The 18,477-nt window shown below is 69.8% G+C and carries 15 protein-coding genes and 1 pseudogene; 11 read left to right on the top strand and 5 right to left on the bottom strand.

The features are described from left to right. Positions 1–6: 6 nt before the first annotated feature. The 3 genes from cofD (at position 7) to G361_RS0123710 (ending at position 3,601) form a co-directional block, all read left to right on the top strand. A complete protein-coding gene (cofD, locus tag G361_RS51135) occupies positions 7–975 on the top strand; it encodes a 2-phospho-L-lactate transferase (protein WP_019929606.1) in 969 nt (322 codons plus the stop codon). Then, positions 972–2,315 carry a coenzyme F420-0:L-glutamate ligase gene (locus G361_RS0123715; RefSeq protein ID WP_019929605.1) on the top strand — a complete coding sequence of 448 codons (1,344 nt, stop codon included), beginning with the start codon at positions 972–974 and terminating at the stop codon, positions 2,313–2,315. The genes cofD and G361_RS0123715 overlap by 4 nt, the downstream gene beginning before the upstream one ends. A 272-nt stretch (positions 2,316–2,587) precedes the next feature. Continuing rightward, on the top strand, positions 2,588–3,601 hold the full coding sequence (locus G361_RS0123710; RefSeq protein ID WP_155981755.1) for a potassium-tellurite ethidium and proflavin transporter: 1,014 nt from the start codon (positions 2,588–2,590) through the stop codon (positions 3,599–3,601). A 21-nt stretch (positions 3,602–3,622) separates the two neighbouring features. On the opposite strand, the gene G361_RS0123705 is transcribed toward G361_RS0123710, so the two are convergent. The 4 genes and pseudogenes from G361_RS0123705 to G361_RS51880 form a co-directional block, all read right to left on the bottom strand. Continuing rightward, positions 3,623–4,471 carry a S9 family peptidase gene (locus G361_RS0123705; protein WP_019929603.1) on the bottom strand — a complete coding sequence of 283 codons (849 nt, stop codon included), beginning with the start codon at positions 4,469–4,471 and terminating at the stop codon, positions 3,623–3,625. Between the two features lie 175 nt (positions 4,472–4,646). Next, a complete protein-coding gene (locus G361_RS0123700; RefSeq protein WP_019929602.1) occupies positions 4,647–6,155 on the bottom strand; it encodes an AMP-binding protein in 1,509 nt (502 codons plus the stop codon). A 248-nt stretch (positions 6,156–6,403) separates the two neighbouring features. Further along, positions 6,404–7,294, bottom strand: coding sequence for a carboxymuconolactone decarboxylase family protein (locus G361_RS47210; RefSeq protein ID WP_019929601.1), 891 nt, complete (start codon positions 7,292–7,294; stop codon positions 6,404–6,406). 65 nt (positions 7,295–7,359) lie between these two features. Then, a pseudogene (locus G361_RS51880) lies at positions 7,360–7,632 on the bottom strand (NAD(P)-binding domain-containing protein); the annotation flags it as partial. A 197-nt stretch (positions 7,633–7,829) separates the two neighbouring features. Between G361_RS51880 and G361_RS47205 the strand changes: the two are divergent. From G361_RS47205 to araB, 5 genes are all read left to right on the top strand, one after another. Then, positions 7,830–8,309 (top strand): MarR family winged helix-turn-helix transcriptional regulator, encoded by a 480-nt coding sequence (locus G361_RS47205; protein ID WP_019929599.1) that lies wholly within the window; start codon positions 7,830–7,832, stop codon positions 8,307–8,309. A gap of 60 nt (positions 8,310–8,369) precedes the next feature. Further along, on the top strand, positions 8,370–9,122 hold the full coding sequence (locus G361_RS0123680) for an SDR family NAD(P)-dependent oxidoreductase (RefSeq protein WP_155981754.1): 753 nt from the start codon (positions 8,370–8,372) through the stop codon (positions 9,120–9,122). A 148-nt stretch (positions 9,123–9,270) separates the two neighbouring features. Next, positions 9,271–9,954, top strand: a complete 684-nt coding sequence (locus G361_RS0123675; RefSeq protein ID WP_196814616.1) for an L-ribulose-5-phosphate 4-epimerase — start codon at positions 9,271–9,273, stop codon at positions 9,952–9,954. Positions 9,955–9,968: 14 nt separating this feature from the next. Continuing rightward, positions 9,969–11,477 (top strand): L-arabinose isomerase, encoded by a 1,509-nt coding sequence (araA, locus tag G361_RS0123670; RefSeq protein ID WP_026343410.1) that lies wholly within the window; start codon positions 9,969–9,971, stop codon positions 11,475–11,477. A gap of 10 nt (positions 11,478–11,487) precedes the next feature. Beyond that, complete coding sequence (gene araB, locus G361_RS0123665) at positions 11,488–13,185, top strand: ribulokinase (protein ID WP_019929595.1); 1,698 nt, start codon at positions 11,488–11,490, stop codon at positions 13,183–13,185. Here araB and G361_RS47200 read toward each other — a convergent pair. Next, positions 13,182–13,784, bottom strand: a complete 603-nt coding sequence (locus G361_RS47200) for a TetR/AcrR family transcriptional regulator (RefSeq protein ID WP_019929594.1) — start codon at positions 13,782–13,784, stop codon at positions 13,182–13,184. The genes araB and G361_RS47200 overlap by 4 nt on opposite strands. A gap of 98 nt (positions 13,785–13,882) precedes the next feature. Here G361_RS47200 and G361_RS0123655 point away from each other — a divergent pair, with 98 nt between their 5' ends. From G361_RS0123655 to G361_RS0123645, 3 genes are all read left to right on the top strand, one after another. After that, positions 13,883–16,306, top strand: coding sequence for a glycoside hydrolase family 2 TIM barrel-domain containing protein (locus G361_RS0123655; protein ID WP_019929593.1), 2,424 nt, complete (start codon positions 13,883–13,885; stop codon positions 16,304–16,306). A gap of 6 nt (positions 16,307–16,312) precedes the next feature. Then, on the top strand, positions 16,313–17,272 hold the full coding sequence (locus tag G361_RS0123650) for a LysR family transcriptional regulator (protein ID WP_019929592.1): 960 nt from the start codon (positions 16,313–16,315) through the stop codon (positions 17,270–17,272). A gap of 127 nt (positions 17,273–17,399) precedes the next feature. Continuing rightward, complete coding sequence (locus G361_RS0123645; protein WP_019929591.1) at positions 17,400–18,353, top strand: glycoside hydrolase family 43 protein; 954 nt, start codon at positions 17,400–17,402, stop codon at positions 18,351–18,353. The last annotated feature ends 124 nt before the right edge of the window (positions 18,354–18,477 follow it).

The raw sequence follows: 18,477 nt of genomic DNA, 5'->3' as shown, positions 1-18,477 counted from the left end.
CCGATCGTGGACGTGACCGTACTGACCGGCGGCGTGGGCGGCGCCCGCTTCCTGCTCGGCGTGCGCCGGCTGCTCGGCGCGAACCGGCCGGAAGCCGTTGCCGCGCACCACATCACCGCCGTGGTCAATGTCGGCGACGACGCGTGGATGCACGGCCTGCGGATCTGCCCCGACCTCGACACCTGCATGTACACCCTCGGCGGTGGCGTCGACAAGGCTCGCGGCTGGGGCCGGTCCGGCGAAACCTGGAATGCCACAGCGGAACTGACCGCCTACGGCAGGCAACCCGATTGGTTCGGACTCGGTGATCGGGACCTCGCCACCGCCCTGATCCGCACCCGGATGCTGCGCGCCGGCCACCCGTTGTCGGAGATCACCGAAACCCTGTGCGGCCGTTGGCAACCGGGCGTGCAGCTGGTCCCGGCCACCGACGACCGGAGCGAAACCCACGTCGTGATCACCGATCCCGGCGACGGGCAGCGGCGCACGATCCACTTCCAGGAGTGGTGGGTCCGCTACCGCGCGCAGGTGCCGACCCACGGCTTCACGCGCGTCGGCGCCGAGCGGCCGACACCGGCGCCGGGAGTGGCCGAGGCGATCGAGGGCGCCGATGTCGTGCTGCTGGCGCCGTCGAATCCCGTCGCCAGTATCGGCGCGATCCTGGCGGTGCCCGGCATCCGTGCCGCGGTGCGCGGCACCACCGCGGCGGTGGTCGGCATCTCGCCGATCATCGGCGGAAAACCGTTGCGCGGCATGGCCGATCGATGTCTGGACATTCTCGGCGTGGGGACCACCGCCGAGGCGGTCGGCCGCTGGTACGGGCCCGGGATCCTCGACGGCTGGCTCGTCCACGAGACCGACACCGCCGACATCCCCGGCGTCGAGGTGCGCGGCGTCCCCCTGATCATGACCGGCCCCGACACCACCGCGGACCTGGTCCGCACCGCCATCGACCTGATCGGAGCCCCGCGGTGACCGACGATCACGCCCCCGGCGGCTCGATCGAGATCCGGCCGGTGCCGGGCCTGCCCGAATTCCGGCCCGGCGACGACCTGGCCGCGGCGATCGTCGCCGCGGCGCCGTGGCTCGCGGACGACGACGTCCTGGTGGTCACCAGCAAGGTGATCTCCAAGGTGGAGGGCCGGATCGTGACCGTCCCCGCCGATCCCGCCGCCCGTGAGGCCGCCCGGCGCGACCTCGTCACCCGGGAAGCCGTCCGGGTGGTGGCGCGCCGGGGCCGCATCGTCGTCACCGAGAACCACCTCGGAATCGTGCAGGCCGCCTCCGGGATCGACGGATCGAACGTCGCCGCCACCGAACTCGTTGTGCTGCCGTCGAATCCCGATGCGAGCGCACGGGCCCTCCGCGAAGCCGTCGAGGCTGCGCTCGGTGTGCGGGTCGCGGTGGTGGTCACCGACACGCTCGGCCGGGCCTGGCGCGTCGGCCAGACCGACGCCGCGATCGGCGCAGCCGGTCTGGCCGTCCTGCACGCCTACGCCGGTGCGCGCGACGCGCACGGCAACGAACTGTCCGTCACCGAGGTGGCGACGGCCGACGAGATCGCTGCGGCGGCCGATCTCGTGAAAGGCAAACTCGGCGGCGTGCCCGTCGCCGTGGTCCGCGGCCTGCGGCCGAAGGACGACGGCTCGACCGCACGAGACCTCGTCCGCCGCCCGGATCAGGACCTGTTCCGGCTCGGCACCGACGAGGCCGTCACACGCGGCCGCGCGGACGCGCTCCGATTGCGGCGCTCGATCCGTCACTTCTCCGACGACCCGGTCGATCCCGCCGCGATCCGGACGGCGATCGCGGAGGCGCTCACCGCCCCGGCACCGCATCACACCCGTCCCGTGCGATTCGTCTGGATCCGCACGAACAAGGTTCGCCGCGCTCTGCTCACCGGTCTGCGGGACCGCTGGCGCGCCGATCTCACCGGCGACGGCCACGACCGCGATACCGCCGAGAAACGAATGGCCAAGGGCAACATCCTCTTCCGGGCCCGCGAACTGATCGTTCCGATCTGCGTTCCGGAGGGCGCTCACGCCTATCCGGACGAACGCCGGACGGCGGCCGAGTCCACCATGTTCACCGTCGCCGCGGGCGCGGCGGTCCAGGGCCTGCTGATGTCGTTGGCCGTCAAGGGAATCGGGAGCTGCTGGATCGGCTCGACGATCTTCGCCGCCGACGCCACCCGCGACGTTCTCGGCCTCCCGGACGACTGGCGACCCCTCGGCGCGATCGCCGTCGGCCACCCACTCGAACCCCTGACCCCGCGCGCCTTCGCAGACCCCGGCGACGCCCTGATCGAACGATGATCCGCGTGAAGTGTGTCGAATTGTCCTGTCGTACAACAATATTCACCGTACGAACAGCGGAAAACAGACTGTCGGTGACGAATCGGCCGTCGACCGGATCGTGCCCAGCCCCGCCTCGCCCCCGCAGTCGCGCGAGCTGTCGCCGAAGCGACGTAGTTCACGTCGCCGGCGTCTGTACCCGATTCCGCGGGAGCAGTATTGTACCCAGAGGTCAACAATTGGCCGTTCATACCCGCCGGGGCCGTTCCGCCCCTCGCCAGGAAGACATTTCCGTGTCCGGTCGAACGCTCTCCGCGCATGCCGCAGGTGTGCCCACCCGTATTCCGTTGAGCACGCTGGCCATTCCGATGGGCTTGGTCGGCCTCGCTCAGGTCTGGTCGGTAGCGACCACCGCGCTCGGCGTGACGGACCTGCCGGGGCAGTCGCTCTGGCTGATCGCGGCGATCGGCCTGCTCGTGACGGTCGCGCTGCACGCGCATCGCGGCACCCGCGCGGATCAGCCACTCTCGGAGCAGCTCACGCACGTCGCGCACGGACCGCTCGCGGCCCTGCTGCCGATCGCCGCCATGCTGCTCGGCGCGGGCCTGCACCGCACGATTCCGCTCGCCGGAACCCTGCTGACCCTGATCGCCGTCGCCGCGGGCGCCGCGTTCGGCGCCTGGATGCTCAGCTTCTGGATGCGCGGGGAACTCGCGCTGGAAGCCGTGCACGGCGGCTACTACCTGCCGATCAGCGCGGCCGGCCTGGTCGGTGCGCTCGCCGCCGCCGAGACCGGGCTGAAGTGGCTGGCCGTCGGCACCTTCGCGGTCGGGATCTTCTTCTGGCTGGTGATCTCGGCGTTCTTCTTCCTCCGGCTCGCGCTGCGCCCGACCCTGCCGGAACCGCTGATCCCGACGCTGGCGATCCTGGTCGCCCCGCCCGCCGTCGCGGCGGCGGCATGGCTGTCCATCTCCGGCGGCCGCCCCGACGACGTATTCGGTGGCCTGACCGCGCTGACGGCGTTCATGGTCCTGATCCAGGTGGCGTTGCTACCGCGCTATCGCGCGCTGCCGTTCTCGCTGAGCTTCTGGTCGTTCACCTTCCCCGCGGGCAGCGTGGCCGCCCTGACCATCACCTGGCTGCGACTGCTCCACCCCTTCGGCTGGCAGGCCGCGACGGTCGGATTGCTCGCCGCGGTGACCGCCTTCATCGCGGTCATCGCGGGCAAGTCGATCGCCCAGCTCCGCGCGGCGCTCCGCACGGCCCGGCGAAACCACGCGGCCAAGGGCAGACACGCGATCGGCTGACGATCCTCGCGTCGTGGGGTCTCATTCGATGTTGCGACGCCGCACCGTCCACCCCGGTGTCGTGCACAGTCCGCACGCCGGCCCGGTGAAGGTCCGCCCGGCATCGGGATCGCCCGCGATACGCCAGCGAATCCAGTTCCCGAGCAGCGCGGCGTAGGCGCCGCCGCCGGGCTGGAAGTACGTCCCGAAATGGCCGGTATCGGACGAACCCAGGAAGGCGGGCAGGTCCGGCGGCAGCTGTCCGAAGTCGCGCACCCCGTTCTCGTAGGCGATATCGGTGGGTCCGCCGAGCAGATACAACACCGGCACGCGCAGCCGATCGAGCTGGGACTGATCGACGGCGATCTGACCGCTGTTCAAAATACCGACGGTCGCGATCTCCGGCCGGCTCACGGCCAGTTCGTAGGATTGCAGTCCGCCGCAGGACCATCCGGCGACGGCGATGTGCCCGGCGTCGAGGCGGCCGGAGTACGGGCCGTCCGGTCGGCCGTTCTCGGCGACGGCCCAGTCCACGGACGCGTTCATCGCCGTCTGATCGAGCGGTGCGATGCCGTCCGGATCGGAGTTGTCGATGACCACGATGCCGCGCGCCGCGACCGTCGACAGGAAGTCGACGTACAGCGAATTCCTTGCGACACAACCACCTTCGCCCCAGATGAGTACCGGGGTGTGCTCGGTGGGCTCGGCGGGGAGGTAGATCGTGTGGCCGGGTAGCCGCGGATCGGTCACCACCCGGACCGAGGGCGCTCCGGCGGTGGCCGGCGTCGCCGACCCGGCCCAGAACAGTGGTAGCAGCGCGCACACCGCGAGCGCCGCGATCCGGCGCCACAGCGCCCGTGATATCAGGTTTCCTGCGAAAACTCGTCGCATGATCGTCCCCAAGCTTCCTGACGGATTGTCGGTGGACCGAACCTAATGGTTGCCCGGACGAACCAGGGCACGGATCCACCGGCTTGGTACCGACTCACAGACCGGGCCCGATCACCTGTCGCAACTGCACAACCGGCGCGCCCCCGCCACCGTGCGCGCCGGAACCCGCTGCCGCTCAGCCCTGCCCGTAGGTATCCCGGAGTTTGAACTTCTGGATCTTCCCGGTCGCGGTGCGCGGCAACGATTCCACGAATTCCACCCGCTTGGGACATTTGTAGCCCGCCAGATACTTTCGGCAATGGGTGACGATCTCGTCGGCGGTCACCGCGGGATCGTCGGTCACCACGAGCGCGGTGACCAGCTCACCCCATTGCTGATCCGGAATGCCGATGACCGCGGCCTCCCGGACCGCCGGATGCGAATTGAGGGCGTCCTCGACCTCGATGGAGGAGACGTTCTCGCCGCCGGTGATGATCACATCCTTCTTGCGATCGGTGATGGTGAGATAACCGTCGCTGACCGAACCACCGTCACCGGTATGGAACCAGTTGCCCTCCTGGGCCCGTGCGGTCTCCTCCGGATTCTGCCAATAGCCGTCCAGATTGTGATTGGACCGGGCGAGAACCTCACCGTCGGTATCGACCGAGACCCGCACACCCAAGGCCGGCGCGCCGGCGCGACCGAGCAGCCGCGCCTGTTCGTGCGAGTCGAATTCCGCCCATTCCGCACGCATTCGGTTGATGGTCAGCAGCGGCGCGGTTTCGGTGAGGCCGTAGATCTGGATGAATTCCCACCCGAGCTCGTCCCGCACCCGCTCGATCGTGCGGGTCGGCGGCGGAGCGCCCGCGACGACGATACGAACCCGGTCCCGCCCCGGGATCACCCCGTCCCAGGTCTTCGCCGCGTCGAGCGCCGCGGTCACGACGGCCGGTGCCGCGCACAACAGAGTGACGCCGTATTCGGCGATGCGCCGCAGGATCTCGGTCCCGTCCACCTTGCGCAACACGATGTGCCGCCCCCCGAGCCCGGTCACGGTATAGGGCATCCCCCACCCGTTGGCATGGAACATCGGCAGCGTGTGCAGCAGGACATCGTCGTCGGTCACCGCGGTGTGCAGACCGAACACCGCCGCATTGAGCCACAGATTGCGATGCGTGAGCTGCACCCCCTTGGGTCGGGCAGTCGTTCCCGAGGTGTAATTGATTGTGGCCGTGGCAGATTCGTCACCACCCCACGGCACGGGCTCGGCGGTGGAACCGAACACGACATCGTCGCTGTCCCCGAGCACGAAGGTGTGTTTCGCGGAAACCGTCTCCAGCAGACCTTCGAGCTCGGGATCCACGAGCAGCACCTCGGCCCCGGAATGCTCCACGATGTAGCCCACCTCGGCCGGAGACAACCGGAAATTGACCGGCACCAGCACCCGCCCCCAGGCCGAGACCCCGAAGAACGAGGTCAGCAGCCGCGCCGAATTGTGCGACACGACGGCCACCCGCCCGCCGACCGGCACCCCGAGCGCATCCAACCCGGCCGCCTGCCCCCGCGCCCGCCGCGCGAGATCCCGATAGGTCACCGAACCCCACGACGCCGCAGGCTGATCCGGCTCGTCGACCACACCGACCCGATCCGGATAGACCAGTTCGGCCCGATCGAGAAAATCGCGGACACCCAAATCGAAGAACATCGCAAACCCTTCCCACGGCCAGGCTCCATCGTGACCCCCGTCATACCCACCGCACCACCCCCGGATCGGAGACACGTCCGATCGGCCGCCGCTGCCCATCGCGCCATCCGGAAACCGCTCACACATCGACCCGGCCGGAGGTTGCCGTAGATCAGGCGGCCGTGACGTAATCGGTTGGTAGAGAAAGGATTCAGCGAGGCAGCCGTAGGTCGGGCAGACTTGCTGTAATCGGTTGGTAGAGAATGGGTTCAGCTCTGGCCGACTCGGGCGTCGGGCAGCGAGCGTGCCGTAGTGGTGTGGTCGTCGGTCGGCCGGGTGGCGGGTCCGGTCGCGGCGCGAATCGCTGTGTTGATGGCCGTGCCGGTGCCGACACCGGCGTAATAGCTGACCATGAGGGGGATTTCGTCCAGTTGGGCAGGGGTGAATTCGTGGTTGGCCAGTGCGCCGTGGAGTTGGACGTCCAGTAGGTCGGCGCGGCCGAGGGTGGCGGTGATGCCGAGGACGAGCAGGCGCCGGTCGCGGACGGTGAGGTGGGACCGGCCCCAGATGTCGGCGAACAGGTGGTGCACGATGTCGTCGGTCAGTGGATTGTTGCCGGAAGTGGGGATCCGGGCGCCGAAGCCGGGCCCGTAGACACGATCCATCATCGCCCGGCCGCGCACATCGGGGTCCGCGGACAGCGGCACGGCGACCGTACCGGCACAGACCTCGTCCGTACTCGTCGCCGCGATATCGGTGATCGGGACCTCGATGCCGAGATCACCGGCGTAGTCCTGCACCGCGGCCAGCTCGGCACGGGCCCGGCCGACCGCCTCGGGCCGGTCGCACTCCGGTCCCGCCATCACGATCCCGGTGAGGTCGATCGGATCGCTACCGGGACGAGCCATCGCCCGGATCAGGTGCTCGTCCGCGATACCCGCGGCCGTGGTCAGGGCTCGGGCTTCGTGAACGGCGGCCCGGGTGGCGTGGCCGATCATGGCGGCGGCCAGGCGCAGAACCGTCGCGGCACCGACCGGGCCACAGTGCGTGACCGAGCCGACGTCATCGAGCGCCGCCTGCACTCGCTGCACCACCTCATCGGGCCCGCCGACGGCCATCGCGAGCCCGCCGCCGCCGCCGGTGATGTGGGTGTCGAGCAAACCGCGTCGTGCTGCGCGCACAGCGCGGCCAGCGCATGAACGTCCCGGACCGGTACGGGCGTCAGCAGCACGATCACCAGTCCCGCCCGGTCCGCGGCGAGCAGCCCGTCACCGCCGGTGATCACCGCACGAACCTGCTGCGGGTCGTCCACCGCCACGATCACCGTCTCGCAAGCCGCCGCAACCCGGCACGGCGACGACACCACGTCGGCACCCGCTGCCGACACGGTGTCGGCGCCCGATACGGCCACCTTTCCGGCACCCGCCACCGACTCTCCCACCGGATACGGATCGCAGACCAGCGGCGCCCGACCTCCTCGGGCGAGCCCGCCGACCACGCCTGCTCCGTACCCACCGAGCCCGACGACTCCGACAACGGACCGCTGATCCCCACCGAGGGCCGCGGCAGTGGGACCGGCGGTGACTGAGGTGTTCACGACGGGTCTCCTTAAGGAAGACGGGATATGCAGAGTGCATATCGCCTATCATATGCATGGTACATGCATCTCGGTGCGCAGTGAGAGGTTGATCGGGCGTGAACGAAACACCACCGGAGGCCGGGGGACCGGCGGGTCTGCGCCTGGCCGAGGCGTTGAGCCGGTTGCAGCAGCATCGCCGGTTCCAGGAACAGGACGCCGTCCTGGGTTCGGCGGATATGCGGCTGATGTGGCTGTTGTCCGACGGCACCCCGCGCACGCAGCGGGAGATCGCCGACACGTTCGGGCTGGAACAGTCGACGGTGTCCCGGCAGGTCAACGCGGCGCTCGCCGCGGGCCTGCTGCGCCGCTACCGGGAGCCCGGCGCCACCTCGCACGTGATGGAAGCCACCCCGGACGGCCGCGACGCACTCGCGCGCGCGTCGCGGCAGATGCTCGATTCCTACGAGACCGCCCTGGCCGCGCTCGGCGACACCGACCGGCAGCGGCTGCTGGACCTGTTCGACCGATTCGTCGACACCTACGGGCAGACCGTCCACGACACCACCGCCGCGGATCCCGCAACCGGGGACCGGTAACACCATCGACCGGCGGGCCGCCCTCGCCGCAGCGAACCTCCAGGAAAGGCAATGCAGCACATGACCGATCGACAGGGAACGACCGCCGTGATCACCGGCGGTGGCCGCGGATTCGGCGCGGCCTTCGGCGCCGCGCTCGCCGAGCAGGGCGCGCACGTCGTGCTCGTCGACATCGACGAGACCGCCGCGCACGAGGCCGCGGCCGCGATCCGCGATGCCGGTGGCTCGGCGGACGGTCTGACCGGCGACGTCACCGACGAGACCCGCATGGGCGAGGTGATGACCCGCGCGGCCGGCACGCACGGCGGGCTCGACCTGCTGATCAACAACGCCGGACTGCACAGCGACGCCTACAGCCGGCCCATCACCGAAATGGGAGCGGCCAAGGTACGACGCCTGTTCGACGTCAACGTCCACGGCGTCATCGCGACGACCCTCGCCGCGGTCCCGTACCTCCGGGACCGGCCCGGCGCGAACATCGTCAACATCTCCTCCGCCGCGGCCTACCTCGGCGGCACCGCCTACGGCACCTCGAAACTCGCCGTCGTCGGCCTGACCGTCACCTTCGCCCGCGAACTCGGCCCCCTGGGCATCCGGGTCAACGCCATCGCCCCCGGCATGATCCTCACCGAGACCATCGCCACCGAACTGTCCCCGGAAACCAGAGCCGGGGTGAAGCGGATGCAGTTCCTCGACACCGACGGCGGCGAAGCGGACATCGTCGACGCCGTCCTGTTCCTCTCCGGCGCCGGCGCCCGGTTCGTCACCGGCGAAACACTGCGCGTGACCGGCGGGATGGCAGCCGGGGTGTAACCGGGACACCGACCGGTCGCCGGCGAAGTGATCTTTCCCGAAAGCTACCACTAGACTATATTCCGTTGGTAGGAAACTTCGTCGGCCCGGTGACCTGCCGGTTACCGCATTCGGGCAGCGATGCCGGAGGAATCGGAAGGAGTGAGCGGTGGAACGTCGCGGACCAGCTGCACCGGGTGCGCCCGGTGCGGACGCCGTGCGGGAGGAACTGGCCCGCCTGCACGCGGTGCTGATCGATTCCGGCCTGGTCGCCTGGACCAGCGGCAACATCTCGGCACGGGTGGCCGGTGACCGGTTCCTGATCAAGCCCAGTGGCGTGCCGTACGACCGCTTGACCCCGGAATCCATGGTGCTGTGCGACCTGGATGGGCATCCGGTCGCCGACGACACCCTGAAGCCGTCCAGCGACGTGTTCGCGCACGCCTACATCTACCGGCAGCGCGCCGACGTCGGCGCGGTGGTGCACACCCATTCCGCCTACGCCACCGCATGGGCCGCGCGCGGCGAGCCGATCCCCTGCGTGCTGACGGCGATGGCCGACGAGTTCGGTGGCGAGATCCCGGTGGGACCGTTCGCCCTGATCGGCGGCGACGATATCGGCCGGGCCGTGGTCCGGACGCTGGCGGGCCACCGCAGCCCCGCGGTGCTGCTGCGCAACCACGGCGTGTTCACGATCGGGGCCGGCGCGCGCGACGCGGTGAAAGCGGCGGTGATGTGCGAGGACGTCGCCCGTACCGTGCATCTGTCCCGGCAGCTCGGTGAGCCGGTGCCGTTGCCGGCCGCCGATGTCGAGCACCTGTACGACCGCTACCACAACGCCTACGGCCAGTGACCGAGGAGAACGATATGCCGACGACCGACCGGGAACCGGTGCGGGAGGTCTGGTTCGCGACCGGCAGCCAGGGCCTGTACGGACCCGAGGTCCTGCAGCAGGTGGGGGAGCAGTCCCTGCAGATCGCCGATCGGCTCACCGGTGTGCTGCCGGTGACCGTGCGCTGGCTGCCGGTGCTGACCAGCGCGGCCGCGATCCGCCGAATCTGCTTGGACGCCAACGCCGATGACACCTGTCTCGGGGTGATCGCCTGGATGCACACCTTCTCCCCGGCGAAGATGTGGATCACCGGTCTGGACGCGCTGGACAAGCCCCTGCTGCACCTGCACACCCAGTCCAACGTCGAATTGCCCTGGGCGACCATCGATATGGACTTCATGAACCTCAACCAGGCCGCCCACGGCGACCGGGAGTTCGGGTTCGTCGCCACCCGGCTGGGGATTTCCCGCACGATCGTCGCCGGCCACGTGAGCGATCCGGCCGTCACCGACCGGGTCGCCGGGTGGGCACGGGCCGCGGCCGGTCGGGCGGATCTGCGTACCCTGCGGCTGGCCCGGTTCGGGGACAACATGCGCGATGTCGCGGTCACCGAGGGCGACAAGGTCGAGGCGCAGCGGCGATTCGGTGTCAGCGTCAACACCTACGGCGTCAACGACCTGGTCGCCGTGGTCGACGAGATCGCCGACGCCGAGATCACCACACTGGTCACCGAATACCAGGACCGCTACGACGTCGCCGCGGACCTGCGTACCGGCGGGGACCGGCACGACTCGCTGCGATACGGCGCGCGTCTCGAGCTCGGGCTGCGCACCTTCCTCACCGAGGGCGGATTCGGGGCGTTCACCACGAATTTCGAGGATCTCGGCGGACTCCGCCAGCTACCCGGGCTGGCGGTGCAGCGCCTGATGGCCGACGGCTACGGATTCGGCGGCGAAGGCGACTGGAAGACCGCCGCGCTGCTGCGCGCCCTGAAGACGATGGGGGCGGGCCTGCCGGGCGGCACCTCGTTCATGGAGGACTACACCTACCATCTCGCGCCGGGCCACGAGCTGATCCTCGGGGCGCACATGCTCGAGGTCTGCCCGTCGATCACCGCGAACCGGCCGTCCCTCGAGATCCACCCGCTGTCGATCGGCGCCCGCGAGGACCCGGTCCGGCTGGTGTTCGACGCCGAACCCGGACCGGCCCTCGTCGCCGGCCTGATCGACCTCGGTGAGCGATTCCGCTTGGTCGCCAACGAGATCGACGTCGTGGACCCGCCGGCCCCGCTGCCGCAGCTGCCCGTGGCCCGTGCCGTGTGGCGGCCGCGACCGGATCTGCGAACCTCCGCGGAGGCGTGGCTGGCCGCCGGCGGCCCGCACCACACCGTGCTCACCCGCGCGGTCGGGATCGAGACGCTCACCGACTTCGCGGAGATGACCGGAGTCGAACTACTGACCATCGACGCCGACACCACCGGTCGCCGGTTCATCCGGGAGATCCGCTGGAACCAAGCGTATTACCGCCTGGCACAAGGCTTCTGAGGAGAACACGGTGGAAACCGGCTACTGCACCGTCGGCGTCGACTTCGGCACCCTGTCCGGCCGGGCGGTGGTGGTCCGCGTCGCCGACGGCACCGAAATCGCCTCCGCCACACACGAATACCGCCACGGTGTGCTCGAACGGACGCTGCCCGACGGCACCCCGCTCGGGGACGGCTGGGCGCTGCAGGCGCCGGGTGACTGGATCGATGTCCTCCGCACCGCGGTGCCCGAGGCGGTGGCTGCCGCGGGCGTGCCCGCCGACCGGATCGTCGGCATCGGCGCCGATTTCACCTCCTGCACGATCCTGCCCGCCACCGCCGACGGCACCCCGCTGGCGGATCTGCTGCCCGGCCGGCCGCACGCCTGGCCGAAGTTGTGGAAACACCATGCGGCACAACGGCAAGCCGATCGGATCACCGACCTGGCCGCCGAGCGGGGCGAGAAGTGGCTGTCCCGCTACGGCGGCCGGATCTCCGCGGAATGGGCGGTTGCCAAGGCGCTGCAGATCCTCGAGGAGGATCCCGCGCTCTACGCGGCCGCCGACCGGTGGATCGAGGCGGCCGACTGGATCGTCTGGCAGTTGACCGGCGTCGAGACCCGCAACGTCGCCACCGCCGGATACAAGGCGATCCGGCAGGACGGCGACTACCCGTCCCGCGACTATCTCGCCGCCCTGCATCCCGGATTCGCCGATCTCACCGGCAAACTCGGCCCGCAGGTGTCCGCGCTCGGCAGCCGCGCCGGATCGCTGACCGCGCGCGCCGCCGCCTGGACCGGGCTGCGCGCGGGTACCGCGGTCGCCGTCGGCAATATCGACGCCCACGTCACTGCGGCCGCCGCCGACGCCGTGGCGCCGGGCCGGATGGTCGCGATCATGGGCACCTCCACCTGTCACGTCATGCCCTCGGATCGGCTCGCCGACGTTCCCGGCATGTGCGGGGTCGTCGCCGACGGCATCGTCGCGGGCCTGTGGGGATACGAAGCGGGCCAGTCGGGTGTCGGTGACATCTTCGCCTGGTTCACCGAGAACTGCGTGCCCGCCGCCGATCACGCCGCCGCGGCGGAGCGCGGGCTCGGCATCCACGAGTACCTGACCGAGCGCGCCGCCGCACAACCGGTGGGTGGGCACGGGCTGATCGCGCTGGACTGGAACAACGGCAACCGCTCGATCCTCGTCGACCACGACCTGTCCGGGCTGCTGATCGGCCAGACGCTGGCCACCCGGCCCGAGGACATCTACCGCGCGCTGATCGAGGCCACCGCCTTCGGAGCCCGGCTGATCGTCGAAACCTTCGATGCCGCAGGCGTTCCCGTCGAGGAGTTCATCGTCGCCGGGGGACTGACCCGCAACACCTTCCTGATGCGGACCTACGCCGACATCCTCGGCCGGCCCCTGTCGGTCATCGCCTCCGGCCAGGGACCGGCGCTCGGCTCGGCCATCCACGCCGCCGTCGCCGCGGGACACCACCCCGACATTCCCACCGCCGCCGCGGCCATGGGCCGCCGTCACCGGGACGCATACCGGCCCGACCCCGCGCGGGCCCGCGCGTACGACGACCTCTACCGGCTGTATCGCGAGCTGCACGACCGCTTCGCCGACGGCCGGTTGATGCACCGACTTCGCGATATCCGCGTCGCGGCCGCCCGCGGCGCCGGTGGATCGGGTCCGGATCGAGTGCCACCCCTCGATCCCGGACCGATCGGCTAGTGCTCGCTCAGCGAATCCAGCGCCGCGCGCAACGCGGTGTGCAATCGGCCGGTGTCGGGCGACGAGGTACCGGCCGCCTCCCGCATACCGATGCCGAGCGAGAGCGCGAAGATCAGCCAGGTGACGGTGTCGGGATCGGAAGCGTCGGCGACCGCCTCCCGGATCCAGGCATGCCGCTCCCGGTGGATCTCCTCGAGCCCCGCGGCGATGTCCGGATCGTGCCGGGCGGCGGCGGCCGCGTCGACGTCCAGCAGCCGGATGTCCCGGCCCGCGCGGTCGTACATCAGATCCAGCCCGCGCTCCGGATCGGCCAGTGCCGCAACGAAGTCCGGCTCCTGTTCCCGCTCGCTGTGCTTCCAGCGGATCACCTCGACGAGCAGCTGTCCCTTGGACCGGAAATGCCCGTAGAGGGCCCCCTTGGTGAGGTCGGCCGCGGCGGCGATGTCGTTCATCGACACCGCGCTGTAACCACGTTCGATGAACAGCCGAGCGGCCAGGTCCAGCAGCCGGCGCCGGGTACCGGCCGCTTTCGGCGTCCGTGGTGGCGGCGGCGGAGTGAACCTCCGGCGCGCGGCCTCTCGATCGGTCGACGTGCTCATTGCTGCTCCTCGCTTACATACCACTGGTATAATAAACCATTGGTAGAAAGAGTGGGCGCCCGCCCCTCGCCCGGTCTCCGACGAGAATGAGAGGTCACGTGTTCCGCACGTCTTTCAACAACGATTGGCAGGCCAGGCCGAAGCCCAATCCGTTCGCCGAACTGTCGGGGGCGGCGGTCCCGTTCCACGCGGTGACGATTCCGCACGACGCGGTCGCCGAATTGCCGCGCGACAGCGCGGCCGAGGGAAGTGTCGGCTTCTACCCGAGCGGAGTGTTCGAGTACCGCAAGACTTTCGCCGTACCGGAGCGGCAGCGCGGACAGCGGGTGATCGTCGAGTTCGACGGTGTGTACCGGGATGCCATGGTCTACGTCAACGGTGCGTACGCCGGTCAGCGTCCGAACGGCTACGCGCCGTTCCACATCGACGCCACCCCGTATCTGAATGCCGACGGCGACAACGAGATTCGGGTGGAGACGCGCAATCACCAGGATTCCCGCTGGTACAGCGGTGGCGGGATCTACCGCGACACCTGGCTGCTGGTCGGCGGGCCGGTACGGATCGCGCCGCACGGGCTGCGGGTCGCCACCCCCGATATCGACGGTGAACGCGCCGTCGTCGAGGTGACCGTGGCCGTCGACAGCGATGTGGAGACCCTCCGCACGGTCCGGCTGGTCACCGAGATCCGTGACCGGGACAGCACCGTGGTCGCCGCTGACACCGCCCCGATCACCGTCGCGCCGCACGAGACCGCCACCGCACGCCGGCGACTGTACGTACGCACGCCGGTGCTGTGGGGACCCGACAGCCCCGAGCTCTACGAATGCGTCGTCTCCCTGATCGACGGCGATGCCGAGATCGACCGGGACAGCACGGTTTTCGGAATCCGATCGCTGCGACTGGACCCCGTCCACGGGCTGCGGATCAACGGAACCACCGTCGAACTGCGCGGCGCCTGTATCCATCACGACAACGGCCCGCTGGGCGCGGCGACCTACCCGCGCGCCGAGCAGCGCCGGGTGGAGCTGCTGAAAGCGGCCGGGTTCAACGCGATCCGGATGTCGCACCATCCGATGAGCACCGCCATGCTGGACGCCTGCGACCGGCTCGGCATGCTGGTCGTCGACGAGACCTTCGACATGTGGACCTCGGCGAAGAATCCGTTCGACTACAGCCTGAGTTTCCCGCAATGGTGGGAACGCGATCTGGAAGCGCTGGTGGACAGGGACTTCAACCACCCCAGCGTCGTCCTGTACTCGATCGGCAACGAGATCCCCGAGGTCGGCACCCCCGCGGGCGCGGCGTGGTCGCGCCGGCTGGCCGAGAAGCTGCGGGCCCTGGACGGCACCCGCTATGTCACCAACGCGGTGAACAATATGCTCGCCGTCATCGACGAGCTGAAAAAGCGCGCGGGGCAGACACTTTCGGAAAGCGCCGGGATCAACACCATGATGGCGGATCCGGGCGACCTGATGAACGCCATCGCCGCCTCCGAGCTGGTCAGCGAGCGCACCGCCGAGGCGTACGCCGTGCTCGACGTGGCCGGTATGAACTACTCCGAAAGCCGTTATGCCCTGGACGCGGAACTGTTCCCCGGCCGGATCGTGCTCGGCACCGAGACCTTTCCCACCCACATCGACGGCAACTGGGAACTGGTGCGCCGCCATCCGCACGTGATCGGCGACTTCACCTGGACCGGCTGGGATTATCTGGGCGAGGTCGGCATCGGCCGGCCCCAATACGCCGGCGAGACGCCGTCGTTCACCGCGCCGTACCCCCATCTCGTCGCCGGCTGCGGAGATATCGACATCACCGGTCATCGGCGCCCGGTCTCCTACTACCGGGAGATCGTGTTCGGCCGCCGCGCCGATCCCTACCTCGCCGTGCAGCGGCCGCAGCATCACGGGGAAACCTTCACCGGGACCCCGTGGGCGTGGAGCGACAGCATCGCGAGCTGGACCTGGCCCGGCTTCGAGGACGCGCCGATCACCGTCGAAATATATTGCGACGCCGACGATGTCGAGCTCCGCCTCGACGGCCGCAGCCTGGGATTCCGGCCGGCCGGTCCGGCGCACCGGTACCGCGCCGCCTTCGACACCGTCTATCGGCCGGGCGAACTCGTCGCCATCGCCTACCGCGACGGCGTCGCGGTAGGCACCTGCATGCTGCGCACCGCGACCGGTGACCGTGTGCTGTGCGCCGAGCCCGATCGCCCGGTCGTGACCGACGCACCGGGCGACCTCGCCTACATCACCCTGGCGCTGACCGATCGGGACGGCACCGTCGACACCGCGAACGAGGTACCGCTCACCGTCGACATCACCGGCGCCGGAACACTACTGGCGCTCGGCAGCGCCGACCCGGCCGCCGAGGAACGCTTCGACGCCGCCACCCGCCACACGTACGAAGGCCGCGCGCTGGCGATCGTACGGCCGTGCGGCGCGGGCGAAATCAGGCTGCGCGCCACCGCGCCGGGCCTCGATCCGGTGGAGGTCACCGTCACCGTAAAAGGAGCTGGGTGAGTCGCCGTGGAACTCAGACAACTGAAAACCCTGGTGATCGTGGCCGAGGTCGGCAACTTCACCCGCGCGGCCGAGTTGCTCCACCTGGTCCAGCCGTCGGTCACCAAGCAGATGGCCGCGCTGGAGCGGGAATTGGGGGTGGCGCTGTTCGACCGCACCCGCCACGGCGTGGTCCTGACCGACGCGGGCCGGGTACTGGTCGACCGCGCCGAACGCATCCTGCACGACCTCGACCGCGTCCGGTCCGAGGTGATCGCGTCGCGGACCGCGCTCGGCGGAGCCGTGGCCGTCGGCCTGCCGGAAAGTACGGCAGAGTTGCTGAGCGAGCCGCTGCTGGCCGCGTTGCGGCGGGCACACCCGCAGATCGAACTCCGACTGGTGACCGGCCACACCGACCTGCTGCGTCGCGGCCTGCACGACGGCGGCCTGGATATCGCCCTGTTGTGCAACGTCTCCGAGTCCCCGTCCCTGCGGATCGTCCCGCTGCTGACCGAACGACTCTGGGCCGTCGCCTCGGCCGAGACCGGCCTGCGCCCCGACACCCCGATCACCCTGGCGGAGCTCGCACGTCACCCGCTGGTGACGCAGGAAATCGGAGATCCGTTGCGGAGCCTCGTGGACGCGGCAGCCACCGGCCGCTCGATCGTCTTCACCGTTGCCGCCCAAGCCAATTCGCTGTCACTGCTGAAAAAGCTGGTCACCCGCGGCCACGGGTGGGCCACCCTGCCCGGTGTCGCGCTCGGCGACGAGGCCGCCCGCGCCGGTCTCTCCGCCGCGCCGTTGCGTGACCCGGAGATCGAACGCCGGGTGGCGCTGGCCACCGCGCGTTCGAAGATCCCCGCAGCGGCAACGGAATACGTTGCGCGAGAGCTGATCTGGGTGGCCCGCACGGCCGTCGAGGAGGGCCGCTGGCCGTCGGCGGACCTGGTACTGCCGAGAGTGCCGGATCTCGCCGACACCGCATGACGAGTGCCCGGCCCCGGCCGATCGCACCCGCGGCCCGCGGCCGAATTCCCGCGCGGCGAACCTCGGCGAGGAATACCGTCTGTCCGCTCCGGCTCGGCGTCGATACCGGAATCCCCAGGAGAGAACCATGATCGACCGGAACGCACGACAACCGGAGCCACCGCAGGCGCGCGGCCTGGACGAGATCCAGATCCGGGATCCGTTTCTGGTCGTCGCGCCGGACCACACCTATGCGCTGTTCGGCAGCACCGATCACGATATCTGGAACGGGCCCGGCACCGGATTCGACTGCTGGACGAGTACGGATCTCGTCGCCTGGCACGGCCCCGTCCCGGCGTTCCGGCCACCCGCGAATTTCTGGTCCACCGGCCAGTATTGGGCGCCGGAGGTCCACCCGCACGCCGGTCGCTGGTTCATGTTCGCGACCTTCGGCGGCCCCGGCGTGGTCCGCGGGACCGCGGTCCTGGCCGCCGACGACCTCGCCGGGCCGTACCTGCCGTGGAGCGACGGACCGGTCACCCCACCGGAATGGCAATGCCTGGACGGGACACTGCATTTCGAGAACGACGGCACCGAGCCGTGGATGATCTTCTGCCACGAATGGGTCCAGACCGGCGACGGTGAAATCCTCGCGCAGCGGCTCACCGCCGATCTGCGCGCGGCCACGGACGAGCCACCGGTGCTGCTGTTCCGCGCCTCCGAGGCGCCGTGGGTGCGTTCCCTGCGCCCCGCCGGTGACGAGCCCGCCTATGTCACCGACGGCCCGTTCCTGCACCGCACCACCGACGGCACGCTGCTGATGCTGTGGTCCGGCTTCGGCGAGACCGGCTACACGCTGGGTGTCGCACGATCGCAGTCCGGGCACGTGCTCGGCCCGTGGATCCAGCAACCCGAGCCGTTGTGGTCACACGACGGCGGGCACGCCATGATCGCCGAACTCCCCACGGGCGAGCCGGTATTGCTCCTGCATCAGCCCAATCGCACCCCGGACGAGCGAACCGTTCTGCGATACCTGCGGGAAATTCCGGGCGGGATCGAAATCATCACCCGAACCGGTAACGGGCAATCGCACATCGCGTGATGCCGAGACATTCTCTCGGCGAAAGCATCTCGGGACGGGCGGCAATCCCTGCGCGACAGCCCAACTACTCGCGCAGCTCGCGCAAGCGACATCCGCTGCCGCACAGCACAACAGCCGTGACCGA

It is taken from the genome of Nocardia sp. BMG111209, assembly GCF_000381925.1.
GTDB lineage: Bacteria > Actinomycetota > Actinomycetes > Mycobacteriales > Mycobacteriaceae > Nocardia.
The sequence above is the reverse complement of the archived record's forward strand: the minus strand, read 5'-3'. Positions and strand labels throughout refer to the sequence as shown.

What these genes read in the sequence shown, in the direction of transcription:
- G361_RS0123680 (WP_155981754.1), top strand. Translation starts at nt 8,370, where the DNA reads ATGACCGATCGACAGGGAACGACCGCCGTGATCACCGGCGGTGGCCGC.
- G361_RS0123705 (WP_019929603.1), bottom strand. Translation starts at nt 4,471, where the DNA reads ATGCGACGAGTTTTCGCAGGAAACCTGATATCACGGGCGCTGTGGCGC.
- G361_RS0123700 (WP_019929602.1), bottom strand. Translation starts at nt 6,155, where the DNA reads ATGTTCTTCGATTTGGGTGTCCGCGATTTTCTCGATCGGGCCGAACTG.
- G361_RS47200 (WP_019929594.1), bottom strand. Translation starts at nt 13,784, where the DNA reads ATGAGCACGTCGACCGATCGAGAGGCCGCGCGCCGGAGGTTCACTCCG.
- araA (WP_026343410.1), top strand. Translation starts at nt 9,969, where the DNA reads ATGCCGACGACCGACCGGGAACCGGTGCGGGAGGTCTGGTTCGCGACC.
- G361_RS0123645 (WP_019929591.1), top strand. Translation starts at nt 17,400, where the DNA reads ATGATCGACCGGAACGCACGACAACCGGAGCCACCGCAGGCGCGCGGC.